Annotated in this window: 13 protein-coding genes; 6 read left to right on the forward strand and 7 right to left on the reverse strand. The window is 57.9% G+C overall.

The window, feature by feature from the left end; genetic code table 11:
• Positions 1–116: 116 nt before the first annotated feature.
• Complete coding sequence (gene adk / locus soil367_RS04805) at positions 117–773, forward strand: adenylate kinase (protein WP_136547445.1); 657 nt, start codon at positions 117–119, stop codon at positions 771–773.
• Positions 774–842: 69 nt separating this feature from the next.
• The gene (gene tsaB, locus soil367_RS04810) at positions 843–1,529 is read left to right on the forward strand and encodes a tRNA (adenosine(37)-N6)-threonylcarbamoyltransferase complex dimerization subunit type 1 TsaB (protein ID WP_136547447.1); all 687 of its coding nucleotides are present in this window, start codon (positions 843–845) and stop codon (positions 1,527–1,529) included.
• Positions 1,530–1,557: 28 nt separating this feature from the next.
• On the opposite strand, the gene soil367_RS04815 is transcribed toward tsaB, so the two are convergent.
• On the reverse strand, positions 1,558–2,445 hold the full coding sequence (locus soil367_RS04815; RefSeq protein WP_136547449.1) for a putative RNA methyltransferase: 888 nt from the start codon (positions 2,443–2,445) through the stop codon (positions 1,558–1,560).
• A gap of 200 nt (positions 2,446–2,645) precedes the next feature.
• On the opposite strand from soil367_RS04815, the gene soil367_RS04820 reads away from it, so the two are divergent.
• Positions 2,646–3,005, forward strand: coding sequence for a hypothetical protein (locus soil367_RS04820; RefSeq protein WP_136547451.1), 360 nt, complete (start codon positions 2,646–2,648; stop codon positions 3,003–3,005).
• Positions 3,006–3,041: 36 nt separating this feature from the next.
• Here the strand turns inward: soil367_RS04820 and soil367_RS04825 are convergent, their stop codons facing one another.
• Complete coding sequence (locus soil367_RS04825) at positions 3,042–3,968, reverse strand: metal-dependent hydrolase (RefSeq protein WP_216642775.1); 927 nt, start codon at positions 3,966–3,968, stop codon at positions 3,042–3,044.
• A 210-nt stretch (positions 3,969–4,178) separates the two neighbouring features.
• Between soil367_RS04825 and soil367_RS04830 the strand changes: the two genes are divergently transcribed.
• Positions 4,179–4,991: a class I SAM-dependent methyltransferase gene (locus tag soil367_RS04830; protein ID WP_136547453.1), complete on the forward strand. Its 813-nt coding sequence runs from the start codon at positions 4,179–4,181 to the stop codon at positions 4,989–4,991.
• Between the two features lie 47 nt (positions 4,992–5,038).
• Here soil367_RS04830 and plsB read toward each other — a convergent pair whose 3' ends face one another.
• Complete coding sequence (plsB, locus tag soil367_RS04835) at positions 5,039–7,504, reverse strand: glycerol-3-phosphate 1-O-acyltransferase PlsB (RefSeq protein WP_136547456.1); 2,466 nt, start codon at positions 7,502–7,504, stop codon at positions 5,039–5,041.
• Positions 7,505–7,681: 177 nt separating this feature from the next.
• On the opposite strand from plsB, the gene nudC reads away from it, so the two are divergent.
• Complete coding sequence (gene nudC, locus soil367_RS04840) at positions 7,682–8,494, forward strand: NAD(+) diphosphatase (protein WP_136547458.1); 813 nt, start codon at positions 7,682–7,684, stop codon at positions 8,492–8,494.
• A complete protein-coding gene (gene murI, locus soil367_RS04845) occupies positions 8,491–9,357 on the forward strand; it encodes a glutamate racemase (RefSeq protein ID WP_136547460.1) in 867 nt (288 codons plus the stop codon). The genes nudC and murI overlap by 4 nt, the downstream gene beginning before the upstream one ends.
• A 107-nt stretch (positions 9,358–9,464) precedes the next feature.
• Here the strand turns inward: murI and soil367_RS04850 are convergent, their stop codons facing one another.
• The 4 genes from soil367_RS04850 to soil367_RS04865 all read right to left on the reverse strand — a co-directional run bounded on the left by soil367_RS04850 (position 9,465) and on the right by soil367_RS04865 (position 15,735).
• Positions 9,465–10,472 carry a DUF2156 domain-containing protein gene (locus soil367_RS04850; RefSeq protein ID WP_136547462.1) on the reverse strand — a complete coding sequence of 336 codons (1,008 nt, stop codon included), beginning with the start codon at positions 10,470–10,472 and terminating at the stop codon, positions 9,465–9,467.
• A gap of 37 nt (positions 10,473–10,509) precedes the next feature.
• Positions 10,510–11,163: a class I SAM-dependent methyltransferase gene (locus tag soil367_RS04855; RefSeq protein ID WP_136547464.1), complete on the reverse strand. Its 654-nt coding sequence runs from the start codon at positions 11,161–11,163 to the stop codon at positions 10,510–10,512.
• 305 nt (positions 11,164–11,468) lie between these two features.
• Positions 11,469–13,643: a putative bifunctional diguanylate cyclase/phosphodiesterase gene (locus soil367_RS04860; protein ID WP_136547466.1), complete on the reverse strand. Its 2,175-nt coding sequence runs from the start codon at positions 13,641–13,643 to the stop codon at positions 11,469–11,471.
• Between the two features lie 79 nt (positions 13,644–13,722).
• On the reverse strand, positions 13,723–15,735 hold the full coding sequence (locus tag soil367_RS04865) for an HDOD domain-containing protein (protein ID WP_136547468.1): 2,013 nt from the start codon (positions 15,733–15,735) through the stop codon (positions 13,723–13,725).
• Positions 15,736–15,807: the final 72 nt, after the last annotated feature.

A 15,807-nucleotide genomic window follows, 5' to 3' on the forward strand; every position in this document is an offset into this window, starting at 1 on the left:
GCTCTGCTGACATTCGCGGTGATCCACGTCCACCTCGGGTTCACAGGCTCGGATGAGACACCCTGCGGTTGAGTCGCTACCGATATTTTCAATAACCGAAATGGAGCAATCCGACCATGAGAGTGATCTTGCTAGGCCCCCCTGGCGCGGGTAAGGGAACTCAGGCTGAGTTCATTACCGAGCGTTTCAATATCCCGCAGATATCCACTGGCAACATGCTTCGGGCAGCGGTGAAAGCAGGCACGCCGCTGGGCGTTCAGGTCAAGGAAGTGATGTCCAGTGGCGCTTTGGTTTCCGACGAAATCATCATCAAGCTGATCGACGAGCGCATTCAGGAGGACGATTGCCGGAATGGTTTCCTGCTCGACGGATTCCCGCGCACCATTCCCCAGGCAGAAGCGCTGCGGAAGGAAGGTATCGACATCGATTACGTCGTGGAAATCGCAGTGGAAGACGAGGAGATCGTTCACCGTCTCTCCGGCCGTCGCATGCATGAGGCGAGTGGTCGTATCTACCATGAAACCTATGATCCGCCCAAGGTGCCGGGCATTGACGATGAGACTGGCGAACGGCTGATCCAGCGTGAAGATGATCGCGAGGACACCGTACGCAAGCGCTTGCAGGTTTACCATGAGCAGACTGCGCCGTTGGTCCGTTTTTATCGTGACTGGTCAGCGCGGGAGCCCGAGAAGGCACCGGTCTATGTGGCTGTTGAAGGCAAAGGCGACATGCAGGCCATACGCGAGCGCATTCTTTCGCAAATGAAGCCCTGAAAAGTGCCGGCGTGGCAGCATACTGCCGCGCTACCTCCGCAACCCCGCCATTATGATGGATTTTCCCCCGTGAATATTCTGGCTCTGGACACAACCGCGGAAGCCTGTTCGGTAGCGCTATGGCGCGACGGGCAAGTGTTCAGTTACCTTGAATCCACCCCTCGTACTCATACCCGTCGGTTGATGCCGATGATTCAGTCCCTGCTTGACGAGCAGGGGCTCGTGCCGGCAGATCTGGCGGCGGTGGCCTTCGGTCGTGGCCCGGGTTCTTTCACTGGTCTGCGCATAGCTGCGGGCGTAGCCCAGGGTCTGGCCTTCGGGTTGAACTGCCCGGTTCTGCCGGTCTCGTCTCTCGCCGCATGTGCCCTCCAGGGCGCACTGGCGCACAAGGTGAGCCACGTGGCAGCGGCGTTCGACGCGCGCATGGGTGAGGTTTACTGGGGCTGCTTCGAATTTGCGGACGGTCTGGTTTTACCTGCCAGCGATGAACGGGTCTGTGCGCCGGAAGCGGTTACGCTGCCGGCGACCGCTCGGGCCTGGCTCGGTGCGGGCGATGGCTGGACGCTTGCCGACCGTATGCCCGCGGAAGTGACAAACGCAGTGAAAAACCGCGACGCCGCCATCTTCCCGACCGCCGATGCAATCGTGCGCCTGGCTGTACGGGACTTCCTCAATGGCAATCACTGTAACGCAGAAGACGTGGCACCTGTGTATCTGCGGGATTCCGTCGCCTGGCAGAAACTGCCCGGCCGATGACATAAGCAGCAGCTAGATTTTCGCTCTATCACTGGTGTTCATTCGCAGGTTTAGCTCCGACTATCCGAAAAACCACATCGACCGTCAGATCCATTCGCGCCAGGTTCGCTGCTGACTGCTTGCCCTCAGTACTGGCTTTGTAGAGGTGCGGTGTCATGCTCAGCAGGTTGTGAATCTGTGCCTGTTCCATGTCACCGATGGTGTAACGGAGCGTTTCGGCATGCTGCAGCTGCAGCCCCTGTTCCTCTGCCTCGGCCAGCGATGGCGCAGGCGAGCGTCGCACCTCCGGGTAGATCGTCTCGCGGAGTTCGATCAGGTGGTCTGGCCCGGGATCGACCAGAATGCAGCGTCCGTACTCAGACAAAAGCGAGCGGAAATGCCTGAAGCTGGGGAAGCCGAACAGGCAGAGAAGGAGATCTACAGAACCCGGGGCCAACGGTGGATGTACGTTGGTGCCGACGACCCATTGGATATCCCGGCCGCGTCGGGCAGCGGCCGCAATGGCGTCTTTCGAGATATCCAACCCAACAGCCGACACAGCCCGATCAGCCTGTGGCAGGGTGCCCAGTGCTCGAATCAGGTACTCCAGGTAATAGCCTTCACCGCAACCCGCATCGAGAACTGCAAAAGGGCTTGCGGCGGGCTCGACCGACGCCTTCTCTACGGCCAACGCCGTCAGTTTCTCAGCAATCGGGCGGTAGAAACCCTGTTCCAGAAAGTTCCGCCTTGCCAACACCATCGCTTTGCTGTCACCGGGTTCCCGGGATTTTTTATGCTGGACGGGAAGCAGGTTTACATAGCCCTGGCGTGCAATGTCGAAGCAATGGTTGCTGGAGCACTGCCATTGACGTTGCGCCCGCTGGAGCGGCGCCGAGCAGAGAGGGCAGAGCAGAGTAGTAGTAGGAACAACTTGCATCGCCGACGTTCCTGTCGTGTTCCGGGTGGCACTCGGCCGGGGAGGGCATTCTACATGGAATGTAATTCGCCCGGAACGGGTGCGTCGGGCTGCCTGGTGCTTAAAACTGGCGATATGTTCGGTCGACTGTCTATACTCAGTTGCTCAGCTGGCCTCACTAAACACTCTCTTGCCCTCTAACGTCTCAGGTACGCGCAATCGTGGTAGGTGGTCCTTTATCTGGCGGTTTTCCCGCCGTTATACCTTTTGAGCGCGGGCAGGATCGTCGTGCGTCGACACCTTTGCCGGCAGATAATGCAGGGACGTTTGCGGAGGCCCGGCAAAAACGACAGCCTCAGCTGCCGGAGCCGGCCCAGGGCCGCCCGGACTCTCCAGATACCCAGGATAGCTACAGCTTTGACAGACCCGTTGAAATGCGGGCCCGGGCGGCGCGGCTGGAATGGGACGACTCGGGGTCGCTTCCGCGCTATATGCAGCAGGCGCTCTCAACCTACCAGGCTGTAGCTGGCACGCGCGAAGCGCCTGAAGTCGAAGTCGTGGGCCTGGATCTGCAGGTCTGACGCAGGCCCCTTATAAGGCCAGTCCGGCCGGCCCGGTCAGGCTGCCTGACCCGCCTGCTCGTTCTGAAAACCCGCCACTTCTTCCACCAGTGCTTCCGCTTGAGCCAGATACTGGCGGTTATCATGCATCCAGGGGTGGAAGCTGGGACGGAAGAAATCGAACCAGGCTGGAATGATACGCCGCAGGACACCCGGTTTGCCAAACTGGAAATTGAGCGACGTCAACCAGCCCCTAATATTGAAGAGTCCGCCGCTCTTTTGCACCATGCGGGCGTAAAATGGGTAGAACAGGCTGAAGAAGATAAAGTTGGCCACGATAAAGGCAAAAACGCGCATCGAGTAGGCCTTCAGGCCGCTGCCGAAAACTTCTTCGTAGGCGTCGAAGCAGACTGCCTTGTGCTCGGTCTCCTCGATGGCATGCCACTTCCAGATTGCTGCAAAATGCGGATCGCAGCCCTTCAGCAGGTCCGGATCACAAAGCACGGTGTCACCCAGGATCGCCGTCAGGTGCTCCAGTGCGACCGTGGTTGCAAGTTGCAATGCCTTCGGTCGCTTCTGTACCCGGTTCAACAACCTCACTACAAGGTTGTCCATGCCCTTGACGGGCAGCCCGGCCTCGACCAGCGCTTCGTTGTAGTCCTCGTGCTCGCGCGTATGGAAACCTTCCTGGCCAATAAATGCAGAAATCTGTTTCTTCAAGTGCGGATCGCTGATCTTGTCGCGGTAGTTACGCACGCTCTGGATGAAGAAGCGCTCACCCGCCGGGAAAAAAATCGACAGGGTGTTGTAAAACTGGGTCACGTGAACGCCCGCGGGGTTCCAGTTGGTGACCTTGTCGGCAGGCAGATGAAATTTCAGATTGCGACGAACCGGATCAATTTGAATAGTCATGGAGCAACCCTTTGCATGATGACGTGTGGAAAGAATCATATGCTGAGGCAATTGCATTATCAACTGTGCCATTGAGCAATGTCACATAGTGTGATGGCGGTCGAGTTATTTTGTCGCATAACAGCTCGACCACCGACGATCATCGACGAAAAGCAGCTGCATAGTCTTGATTCAGATCAATGTCCTGGCTCAGAACAGCCGAATAGGCGACGGCAGGTGGCTTCGTTGGCCGAAGGCAAGCACGGTGCGATAATGCCCCTCCTTCATCGATACCAGGCAGTTATGCAGAGTCCAAGCGCAATCAAATCCGTCGCCGTAGCTTGTGAGCACGGCCTTTCGCTCGAGCCGAAATGGCAGGCACTGGCTGCGCGGCTGCAGTTGCCGGTGGTGGGCGAAGTGGACCCGCGCCACTACCACGGACATGCCATGCTGCTGTTTCAGAGCAGTCGTGGCCTGGTCCTCCAGCAGACGGGTAAGACCGCCCCGGGGCCGGTCATTGCTGATTTTCTCCACGGCAAGGCCGACTATCGGCGCAAACACGGTGGCGGCCGTGGGCAGCTGATCGCCAAGGCCGTGGGGGTAGGTAAGCGCAGTACGCCGCTGGCCATCATCGACGCTACCGCTGGCCTGGGTCAGGATGCCTTTGTTCTTGCAACGTTGGGCGCGTCGGTGCGGTTACTGGAGCGCTCAGCTATCGTTGCGGCAGTACTGGAGGATGGCATCGAGCGGCTGTCGAGGGACGACGAAGGGCGCGGTCTTGCGCAACAGATGGAGCTCACCGAAGCGGACGCCAGCGTCTGGCTGGCTACGCAGCCGGAGCCGGCGGCAGATGTTATCTACCTGGACCCCATGTTTCCGCACCGCGGCAATTCAGCCAGCGTAAAAAAAGAAATGACCGCGTTTCAAACGTTGGTGGGCGCCGATGACGACGCCGCTGAACTGCTGGCCCAGGCATTGAAGAAGGCGCGATTTCGGGTGGTGGTCAAACGACCACGCAAAGCTGCAGCAATCGCCGGGCCGCGCCCGGATCTGGTTGTCACCGGCAAGAGCACGCGTTACGACGTCTATATTATCGCTGCGATAGGCGATCCCTGACCGAGGATCGCTGTCTGGCAAAAAGCGTCGCCGGCTCAGGCGACCGGTCAGCCTCCCAGTTGTGTTACCTGTAGAATTGACTGTCGCATCTCTGAACTCAGAACCAGCCGGGCATCCTCGGCTACATCGTCCAGGCCGGTGGTGTACTCAAGCTTGTTCTCCGCGTTAGTCGTCACGGTTTCCTGGCCCTTGAGGTTGGAAATAAAGTTTCGGAACAGCGTCTTGTCGAAGAACTCCGGTGCATTCAGACCAAAGAGTATCGACATACGTTGGGCCATCAGAGTGGATTGCTCTTCCAGTTCCTCAGCGGTGATCTTGCCGGGGCCGTGCTTGCGTAGCACGGCGATCGCAATGAAGTAGCGCTCCAGTGTCTGCAGAATGCAGCGCGACAGCACCCGCAATCGCACAGCCTGTGCTGACCCGGGTACGGGGCGGTAGATTACCTGGCCTTGTTGCGACAGCATGTCCTGCTCCACCATGACATCGATCCACTGGTCGATAACTTTATCTACCTCGTCGACACTCCAGCGCAGAAAGAGTTCGGACTGTATGTACGGGTAAATGGACCCCACCAGGAATCGGATGCGGTCCCGGTCCAGCGCATTATTGTTCTGGAACAGGCAGGCGATAAGCGCTGGCAGAGCGAACAGGTGCTGGATATTGTTGCGATAGTAGGTCAGGAATATCGCATTGTTGCCCTCCACCGTGATGATGTCGCCCAGCTTCTGCTGCTGGCGGTGAAGCAGGCCCATACTCTCGCCATAGGCAACCCATTCTGTACCTGTGCCGCTCGGCAGGGTCATGTTCTGACTGTACGGGTGCGCCTTCAGGAGGCGACACAGCTCCTCCATCATGTGCGCCAGCATGCTTTCATCCATGGCCAGCCGTTCCGTTGCCAGCAATATTGTCGCCAGCAGATTGACCGGGTTAACCGCTGCAGCGGCGTTTATCCCCGTCACGACTTCGCTTGCCAGGGTATCGACTGCCTGGGTCAGCCATTGCGGACGATAGTCCTCGTCATACTCGACCTCGCGCCAGTCCGGCTTGACCTGGTCGAGCGTTCGGCTCAGATGGATCGGGTCGCCGAAATTCACGCTGACTCGGCCAAAAGAGTTACGTAAGTTCTTCAGGGACTTGAACAGGCCGAAGACGTTTTCATTTTCTTTCTTGCGGCCTTTTAGCTCGCCCAGATAGCTGCGGCCTTCCAGTACTTTCTCGTAGCCGACGTATACCGGAATGAAGACAATGGGTTTGCGGTGGTCGCGTAGGAAACTTCTTACCGTCATGCTCAGCATCCCTGGGCGGGGTTGCAGCGTGCGCCCGGTGCGGCTGCGGCCGCCTTCAACGAAGTATTCGACCGAGTAGCCCCGGGCGAACATAACATGCATGTATTCGTTGAATACGGTGGCGTAGAGGGGATTGTTCTTGAAGCTGCGACGCATGAAGAACGCACCGCCCCGGCGAAGGATCGGGCCGACCAACGGCATATTCAGGTTAATACCGGCAGCGATGTGAGGAAGCGTCAGACCGTTGCTGTACAGCACGTACGACAGCAGCATGTAATCGATGTGGGAGCGGTGGCAGGGCACATACACAATAGCGCTATCGGTAGCCACATCCCGAACGGTCTGTATGTTATTGACCTGTACGCCGTTATAGATTCTGTTCCATAACCAGGCCAGAAGCACCTCGAACAGCCGCACAGTGACCATGGAAAAGTTGGAGGCGATCTCCCAGCCGTAGTGTTGGGCATGCTTGCGGGCCTTTGCTCGGGAAATTTTATCCCGCTCTACGGCCTCATTAATTGCAGTCCGCACAGCCTGGCTGTGAATGATCGCATTGACGACCGTGCGCCGGTGGGAGAGGTCGGGCCCGATAACGGCCTGCCGGACCCGGCGGAAATGAACCCTCAGTATGCGGGCAAGCTTGCGAGTCGCCCGCTCACGGTTGTCGGGAAACTCTTCAACAACCTGGCGCAGGGAGAGCGGCTGATTGAACTGCACAAACGTGCTGCGCCCGTGCAACAGAATAATGAGGAACTTCTGCAGTCGACCCGCAACGGCCCAACTGTCCGACAGCAGAATCTTCAGCAGAGAATTCTCTTTGTCAGGCGAACGGCCCCAGAATAACGACACCGGTACAATCTGAACGTCGCGGGTGTCATCCACCAGGCCAGCCTTTACCAACTGTTGGAAGCGGGGGGTCAGCGTGGGTCGTGGACGCTGACGGAACAGCCCGCCCTGGCGTTGATAAAGAAAAACGAATGAGCGCTGGACGCCGCTGGCCGTGCGCAGGGGGCGCTGCGCGGAGGGCAGGTCGTTGGCAAGCACAGTCTGTTCAAGTACAAGCCGACTGGACAGCGAACTGTACTGCAGCACATAGCAGACCGGTTTGTGGGGATCCAGCCCCAGCTGTTCGCGGTTTGCGCCGATAACGTTAGTGCGTACGTATAAAAAAAGCAGCTTGCGTAACAGCGTAAAAAACCAGGCACTCAAGCCCAGGAATCTGCCCATGAAATCTCCGGCTGTGACCCGACACAATGGCGACAAGTGTACTGGTTAGTCAGTCAGCCGCAAAGCGAAGCGCCTCAATTCTGCCCGCGAGCACAACGGCCTTTACGCACCGGACGGCGCTGAAAAACTACGCCGGCTACGCTAAACTCAAGCGTCTGATCCATCATCGGAGACCCTATGTCGCGTCCACTTCCTGTCTGGCACCTCACACCGCCGACGGCGGCGAGCCGGATGCTCGTCTTTTCCGGCAACGAGTTGATTGGCGCGGACGCGACATCGGCCGAACCCATGTTCAGGTACGCCGACCTGACGCGGCTGGGTACTCAGCCTCTGGAGCCGATACTTGTAGCCCGGTGGAACGATGAGGATGTGTACGCGGTGGCGTTGGCGGAGCCGCCCGCCGAATTCTCCCGGCGGGGCCTGCACTCGGTGCTTTCCGCGGGCCAACCCGACTTCGCGGCGCTTGCGTCTACGGCTTTGCAACTCCTGCACTGGCAGCGCGACAACCGGTTCTGCGGCCGCTGTGGGGCTGCTACGCGGCTGCACGCGAAAGAACGGGCATTCTTCTGTGATAGTTGTCAGCACCGGTTCTTTCCCAGGCTTTCGCCCTGTGTGATTGTCGCAATTCGAAGGAGAGGGCAGGTTCTGCTGGCACAGTCGCACTTTTCTGCAGGCAAGTTCTACAGCCTTATTGCAGGCTTCGTGGAGCCCGGGGAGTCTGCCGAGGAAGCGGTGCACCGGGAAGTGCTTGAGGAGACCGGCCTTTCAGTGACAAATCTGCGCTATGTCGAGTCCCAGTCATGGGCTTTCCCGCATCAGTTGATGCTGGGCTATGTGGTTGACTATCTCGACGGCGACCTCGTACTGGAGCAAGAAGAGCTGGCGACGGCGGACTGGTTTGACGAACAGACGCTGCCGACGGTGCCGGGCAGGTGGACCATTGCGGGCAGGCTTATCCAGGCCGCGCTTTCCCGGGATCTCCTGGAATGAGCAGAGGCCCACGCGTTCTGGTATTCGACTCAGGTATTGGTGGTTTGAGCATAGCCACATCGTTAGGCAAACGCTTACGCGACTGGCAGCTGGTTTACGTCGCCGATAATGCCTTTTTTCCTTATGGCGATCAGGCGGAGTCCCTGGTCATCGATCGCTGCGCCACGCTCATCAGTAGTGTAATGGCAGAGACGCCCATAGATATGGTCGTGGTTGGCTGCAACACGGCCAGTACGGTCGTATTGCCCGCCTTACGGGCCATTCTCACCTGTCCTGTTGTTGGCGTTGTGCCGGCGATCAAGCCCGCAGCCGCCTTGTCCAGGAACCGGCGAATAGGCCTGCTGGCGACGCCAGCCACAATACAGAGGCCTTATCTCGACCAACTTATTGCTGAGTTTGCCTCAGACTGTACCGTGACCCGTATCGGCAGTTCTGAACTGGTGCGTCTGGCCGAGCGTTGGATGGGTACGGGCGAAATTGCCCTGGGCGACTGTCAGCGCATCCTGCGCCCGTTTGCCGAGGCAGAGGTCGATACGGTCGTCCTGGGCTGTACCCACTTTCCGCTGATTCGGTATCTGCTTGAACCCGTGTTGGGCCCTGGCGTCGGGTGGGTGGATTCAGGGGAGGCGATTGCGCGTCGGCTGGAAGCCCTCTGGCAGCAGTCGGCGGCCGGAGGACTGGGTCGGGCCGAACAGGCGGACCCTGTAGAGTTTTCCTTCTACTTTACCGGCTTAGAGCCTCCAGGGATCAGGAGCTACCTGGCGGCAACCGGTTGGCCGCCTGCCAGAATTCGTCCCGAGTACGTGCCATCAGCGCCGGACAGTGCTCGTGGGCTGGCGAGAGGAGTTCAAGGGGCAGGTTAAATGCTCCGTCGCTGACAAGCTGTACCCGGCTCTCCTGGCGGCGGAACGGGCGCGAGGCGTTCTCATCAGGACCGTCTCGCTAAAGTTTCCCCTTGAGCTCGTGCTCCTTAAAGGAGGCGGGTCAGCTTGAACATTGCAAAGAGTTCTTTGATCGGTAGCGCGCTGTGGTGACAGACGTACGTTTTGCTTACCTCGCCTCTGAAGCGTGACTTGGTAAATTCAAGGCCCTGGAAGTTATAGAGGAAGTTGCCTTTCTTGTAGATCAGCCGCATGGCTTTCTTCAGCAGGCTGCTTTCCTGGGGCTCGTTGTCCTCATGCAGAGCCAGCGGGATCAGCCCAAGGTCCAGGTAGGGTATGCCCTCGGCCTGAAAAACTGTCATAGCATGCGCCATTAGCGTGTAAAAGATGCCTTGCTTGAAGTCGGCATTGGCGCGGGAAATGTTGGGCACGTAACTTACGATCTTGTTGCGGTCGTATACGGGGTCGAAGTAGATGAAACCGACCGCCTTGCCGTCCTGGTAAGCATAAAAATGCCGCTCGTTCTCCCGGTAACTCATTTCCATAGGACGAATCAGAAACCGGATCTCGTTGCTTTTGCACTTGCGGGTCTGGATCCACGCCTCGGAGATTTCGCGGGTGTGATCGTCGCTATAGCGCTCTTTCACCGTCATGCCGGCTTTCTCGGCCTGGTTCAGTGCTGTCCGGATGATCTGCTTCTTTTTACCGGTAAGTGACCACTTGGTGAGATCAACCCGCGCTTCGCTACCGAACTGGGTGCCGTAGTAGCCAAGCCGGGTGTGCAGTATGTCGACTACAGGCTTGCTGACCTGGATAAAGGACGCGCGGGGATAGCGTTTATGGAACCGGCTGAGCAAAAGTTCGAAGTGTTCCGGTGCGCAGACGGGGTCTGACAGAACAAATGTCATGCCCCATTTCTTCATGTAGCCGATATAGCCAATGCCAGGGAGGTCGAAATACTGCATGTTGGGCTGCAACGTCGAGAAGGACTGTGTGTGCTTGCCGAACTGCTTGAGGTATTCGACCCGTTCTGAGAACGTGAATTTACCTGGTGCGATGCTCTGTACGTTATCCAGCGATAGAATCTTGTCGTTCATGCTCATCTCCCGGAAGCGCATTTTTTTATGGCCTTGTTCAGGCTTCCTTGACGCCAAGGATCGACCAGTAGCAGTTCATTTTTAGCATCTTGAAATGCTTCTTTTCGTCAATCCTGAGACCCTGGCGTTGCATGTACTCCGGGTAGTTGTAGATGTTGTGGAAAGCGTTTTTCGCAAACAGCCAGAAGGTGAACACGGCGCCATACCAGTAAACGCGCTGGAAAGACCGGGCAAAGATGTTGCCGCTGGGGTAGCTGAAGTCGCCCACGACCAGCTTTGCGCCGGGCTTGCCCAACTTGATCAGGTGGGCCAGCACCCGTTGCATCATCTCTTCGTCGAAAACGTTCAGGAAAAAGTTCGCGATCACCATATCGTAGTGCTCGAACTCTTCAAATTTCATGATGTCGCAATGGACTTTGCGAATGTCGAGGTGGGGTGCGTCCCGCTTCTGGACTTCAGTGAACTTCCTGAGCATGGTCTCAGAAAGGTCTACAACAGTTACTTCGGCTCCAAGCTCTGCGGCACGGAGCGCGTCCCGGCCGTGTCCGACCCCGGCGAAGACAACGCGGTCACCAGGCTTGAGGTGTTCAACACCCAGCATCGCCGTTTTGCAACTATGGATGGATTTACCGCTGTAAAGATTGCTCAGGAAATCGTAAACGGGGCCAATGTATTTATATTTATCTGCCATTCTTCCTCAACCTTTTTTCTCTGCTCTTGCACCGGGCCCGTTTTTCGTCCGTCAGAAAGCGCTGGCGGAGTCGAAACAGAATTTGCGCCCAGGCGTGCTGGCTCGTAGATAAAGCTTAGAGGGAAGTGGGGACAAAAATTGTGGAACAGACCGCAGTTTGGCCCTATTTCTGGAAAATTTAGCTGGATTTTACAACTAAAATCAAGGGTTTGTTAAGATTGTCTGACAATTATTTTTTGTTTGCCGATCCCTCAAAGTGATCGCTACCATTGAGGCCAATACATATTTTGAACGAAGATTCAGCTTCAGATGATCTGTGCGGCCTTCTGCTCAGGCAGATACTGCGCAAGCTCTGAGAGGGGCCTCGCCGCGCCGTAAAAGAATCCCTGGACCTCATGGCAACCCAGATCCCGCAGATACTGCAGCTGGGTTTCAGTTTCTACCCCTTCGGCAATGATCTGAAGCTGAAGGCCTTTGGCCATGGCTACTATCGCATTGACAATGCAGGCCCCGTCGTCGCCCCGGCGAATGTCCCGTACGAAAGACTGGTCAACCTTGAGCGTATGTATGGGCAGGCGGTGAATATAGTTGAGGGAGGAGTAGCCAGTGCCAAAATCATCGATCGCTATGCGCACGCCCCGGTCAGCGAGTTGCCCGAGCTTCCTGCTGATCTGTTCCAGGTCGTTCATGATCATGCTTTCGGTGATCTCGATCTCGAGATGATCTGCCGGGAAATTGCAGCCGTCGACCAGTTTCAGCACGGAATCCACGAAGTTGGGATGCTCCACCTGCATGGGTGAAACGTTGACTGAAAGCCTCAATGTGTCAGCCCGATACTTGGCAATCCATGGCTGAAGCTCCTCACAGGCGGTCTTGAGCACCCACTCGCTGAGGTCCCCGATGAGTTTGGTTTCTTCTGCCAGGGGGAGGAAGTCGCGAGGATAGAGCAGGCCCAGTTCGGGGTGCTGCCATCGTACAAGTGCCTCGACGCCCATCAGGCGTCCGGTTCGGGCGCACATCTGGGGCTGGTAGTAGACGCGCAACTCCTGCTGTTCCAGCGCACGGCGAAGATCCCGTTCCAGGCTAAGCCGGTTGCTGGTATCCACGTTCATGGTATCGACGTAAAACTGGAAGTCGTCCTTCCCCCGGCCTTTTACATGGTACATCGCGACGTCGGCATGCTGGATCAGGTCTTCGAGTGTCTTGCCGGCAGTCGGGAACATGGCGATGCCGATGCTGATGCCTACGAATACCTCATGGTCTCCCAGCTTGAACGGTGCTTTCAGCGCTTCGATCAGCTTGTTTGCAATGAGACTGGCGTCTTCCTCGCCCGCAATGGCGGGTAACAGAAGCGTAAACTCGTCGCCGCCGAAACGGGACAGGGTGTCGCCCCGGCGCAGGCAGCTCTCCAGCCGCTGAGCCACCGCCTGAAGCAACCGGTCGCCCATGGCGTGCCCCAGGGTGTCGTTGACCACCTTGAATCTGTCGAGATCGAGGAACATGACCGCAAGCTTCTGCTTGCTGCGTTTGGCCTGGGTGATCGCCAACGTGAGCCGGTCTTTGAAGAGGGCGCGGTTCGGTAGTCGGGTCAGCAGGTCATGGTAAGCCTGGAAGGTGATAAAGGCTTCGGCTTCCTTGCGTTCGGTGATATCCCGGGCAATGCCGTATATCTGGAACGTTCCGTTTGAGCCTGCGCCGATGTCGGTAGCGCCGTTGGGTGACTGCGCTGGCCCTTCGATGGGAAAAACCGTGACCTCGAAATGTCGATTGGCCTTGCGGCTGCCGCGGGTTTTCAGGCGCAGCTCAAGGTTGCGTGGGTTTTCTGTGCCTATCTCGCTTTCGCTGAACGCCCAGGACGCCTTTGGCAGGTCCTGGTCGTGAATGAGTGTGCGGTAGTGGCGCCCCATCAGTTCGCCGCAGCCGTAACCGAGCAGGCTTTCGACTTTACTGTTAAGGAAACAGAAGCGTCCCCGCTGGTCGAGCATGAACACGATATCGGGCGAACTGTTGACGATATAACGGTGGAGCTCTTCCGACTTCTTCAGGCGATGCTGAACGTCGGCGTGGGCGCGCTCAAGCATCCGCTTGCGTAGCACGCTTCGCACTGTCGCGATCAGCTCGTCGGCAATGTAGGGCTTCTTGATGTAATCGTAGGCACCCCGGCGTAGCGCCTTACTGACTGTTCCGAAGGATGCCTCACCGCTGACCACGACGACCGGCACATCAATCTGCGCCTTCTGCAGGTATGCCAGAACCTGCAACCCGTTCATGTCAGGCATACGCATGTCCAACAGAACCAGGTCATAACTCTGGGCTTCAATCTGACGACAGGCCGCCCGACCGCCCTGGGCCGCATCCACCACGAATCCGCTGGCCTGCAGCAACTGACTCAGGCTCTCGAGCAGGCGGGGATCATCGTCTACAACCAACAGCTTTGGCTGTTGGCTACTGTCGTCTAGGGCGGGCCTTATCGTTGTCATGGCGATACGGATTTCAGGTTAATTAAAGTCATCAGGCTAAACAGCTTTAGCCGGTGCATCACTCTGGAACTATAGTTATTCACTGTCCAGCGACCTCTTGCGAGGCGGTGTTGGCCACCGGAATAAGTATTCGGAAGCCTGTGCCGGTGGTACCGGTATAGCAGCTTATAGTGCTGTTGCTGGCGTCAACAAGACGCTTGACGATGCTCAGCCCCAGGCCGCTGTGACCTTTGCCCTTGCTCGAAGTGAGTGGCTTGAACAGTTGGCTGCGGACAGACTCGGGAAGCCCCGGACCATCATCCTCAAGCGTAAGCTCAGCCCATGTCTGGCCGTTTTGCCACACATTCGCGCGGATGGAGACAGTCAGGTTGCCACCACCGGGCATCGCCTCCGCTGCATTGCGCGCCAGATTCAGCAGGATCTGCCTGAGCGAACCGCGCGACATCGCGATTCCTACGGGTTCACCAGGGGCCTGAACGTCAGACTCTATGTCGTGATTTGCAAACAGTGCGCTGTCGAGAAGGTCCATCAGACTTTGCACCTCCCGCACCAGATCGACAGTGTCGGACGGCTGCCCGGGTGCCTCATGCAGGTCACGGGATTGCACCAGCAGCGTCGCAATGCGGTCGAGCTCTTCTGTGACCACGTCGAGGTCGGTCCGGGCGGCATCGTTTTCGCTGAGCCTGCTTTGCAGCGTTCCCAGATAGTTCCTTATGACGGTCACCGGGTTACTGACTTCGTGTATCAATTGACGCAGACGCAGACGCGAGTCCATTTCATCTGAGCCAAAATCGAGCCCGGGTTCGGGCTGGCGCTCGCCAATGGCCTGGAAAGCACGTCCGGCACGGGTGGCCAGTAACGCCAGCAGGGCGCGACGGTCGGCGTCAGGGCTGGTGTCGAAACCTCCTACAATGACGCCAATAGTCTGCTTTTCAATGACGACCGGCACGGCATAGGCGGCCCGGCTCTCGAGAAGGTTCAGTAGTTGCTGGTCGACGGTAAGGTCCGCAGTGTCAGGGTGGCCTATAACCTGAGGTGCACCCGCAGCGACACAACGGGCGACCAGGCTGCGCACCGGTTCCAGCGGCAGCCGCAGGTCCAGTTCGGGCCAGCCGGAAACAGCACCCGCGACAAGCCATTCATCCTGGACCACGAAGATCAGCGCCGAGCCCTCGCACAGCAATTCCGCAGCATGAACGAGGGCGCTGTACAGGGATGGTTCGTTCTCAGCCTGAATCAGCGGCTGTGCAGCCTGGTCGACCATGCCATGCTGGACCAGCCGGCGTAGCAGTTTTTCGCGAGCGCTATCTGCCCCGCAGTCAGCGTCCAGGGCAATGCCAAGGCCTTCAGCAAGGCTGTCGACTTCCGTCTCGATGCGCTTGGATATTTCGCGGGTCAGGGCGGCGGTCAGACCGAACAGCGTTTGCGCGGCATCGACGCCGTGTTTGTCGGACATCGCCAGTCGCGTCGCCAGGCTGATCAGCTTCACCAGATGGGCGGTGTCACTCAGGTTCGAGGCTGGCATCTGCTGATAGCGAATGGCATCCGTAGCGAGTGGGCTCAGCCCCCAGTTGCTGGCCATATTCGCCCCGATTTCAGCCGCATCGGCTACAACAGGGCTAGCATCGTCGCCCTCGGCCTGTGGCTGTCCGGCGTGGTGCAGCATCACAAGCTCGCCAACGTTGTGCAGCATGCCGACGAGGAAAGCCTCCTCAGGATTGCTGTAACGGGTCAGTTGGGCGAGGGCTCTGGCGAGCAGCGCGGTTGCCAGCGAGTGGCGCCAGAAGTCGCGCAGTTGCTGCCACTGGTCGCCGCCGAGTTTAAGAAGGAATTGCCGAAGCGAAGCTGTAATAACTAAAGTGCGGAGGTTCTCGATGCCGAGTCGCAGGAGCGCCTGGTGCAGGGATTTGACAGGTTGGCCCCGACGAAAAAAGGACGAGTTGGCCAGTGCCAGAACGCGGGCCGTCAGCGCAGTATCGTTTCCGATTATCTTGCCCAGGTCCTGATAGTCCGCATTTTCATCACATGCATCCAGCATGCGTAGAATAACCTGCGGCAGGCTGGGCAGTTCGCTTTCTGCCGTTGCCAGCATGTCTTGAGCCCCAGAAAAGCAAAATGGTGATGTCTCGTGCCCTGCTTTTTTTTATTCGCTGCTTCGACCCGT

It is taken from the genome of Hydrocarboniclastica marina, from assembly GCF_004851605.1.
GTDB lineage: Bacteria > Pseudomonadota > Gammaproteobacteria > Pseudomonadales > Oleiphilaceae > Hydrocarboniclastica > Hydrocarboniclastica marina.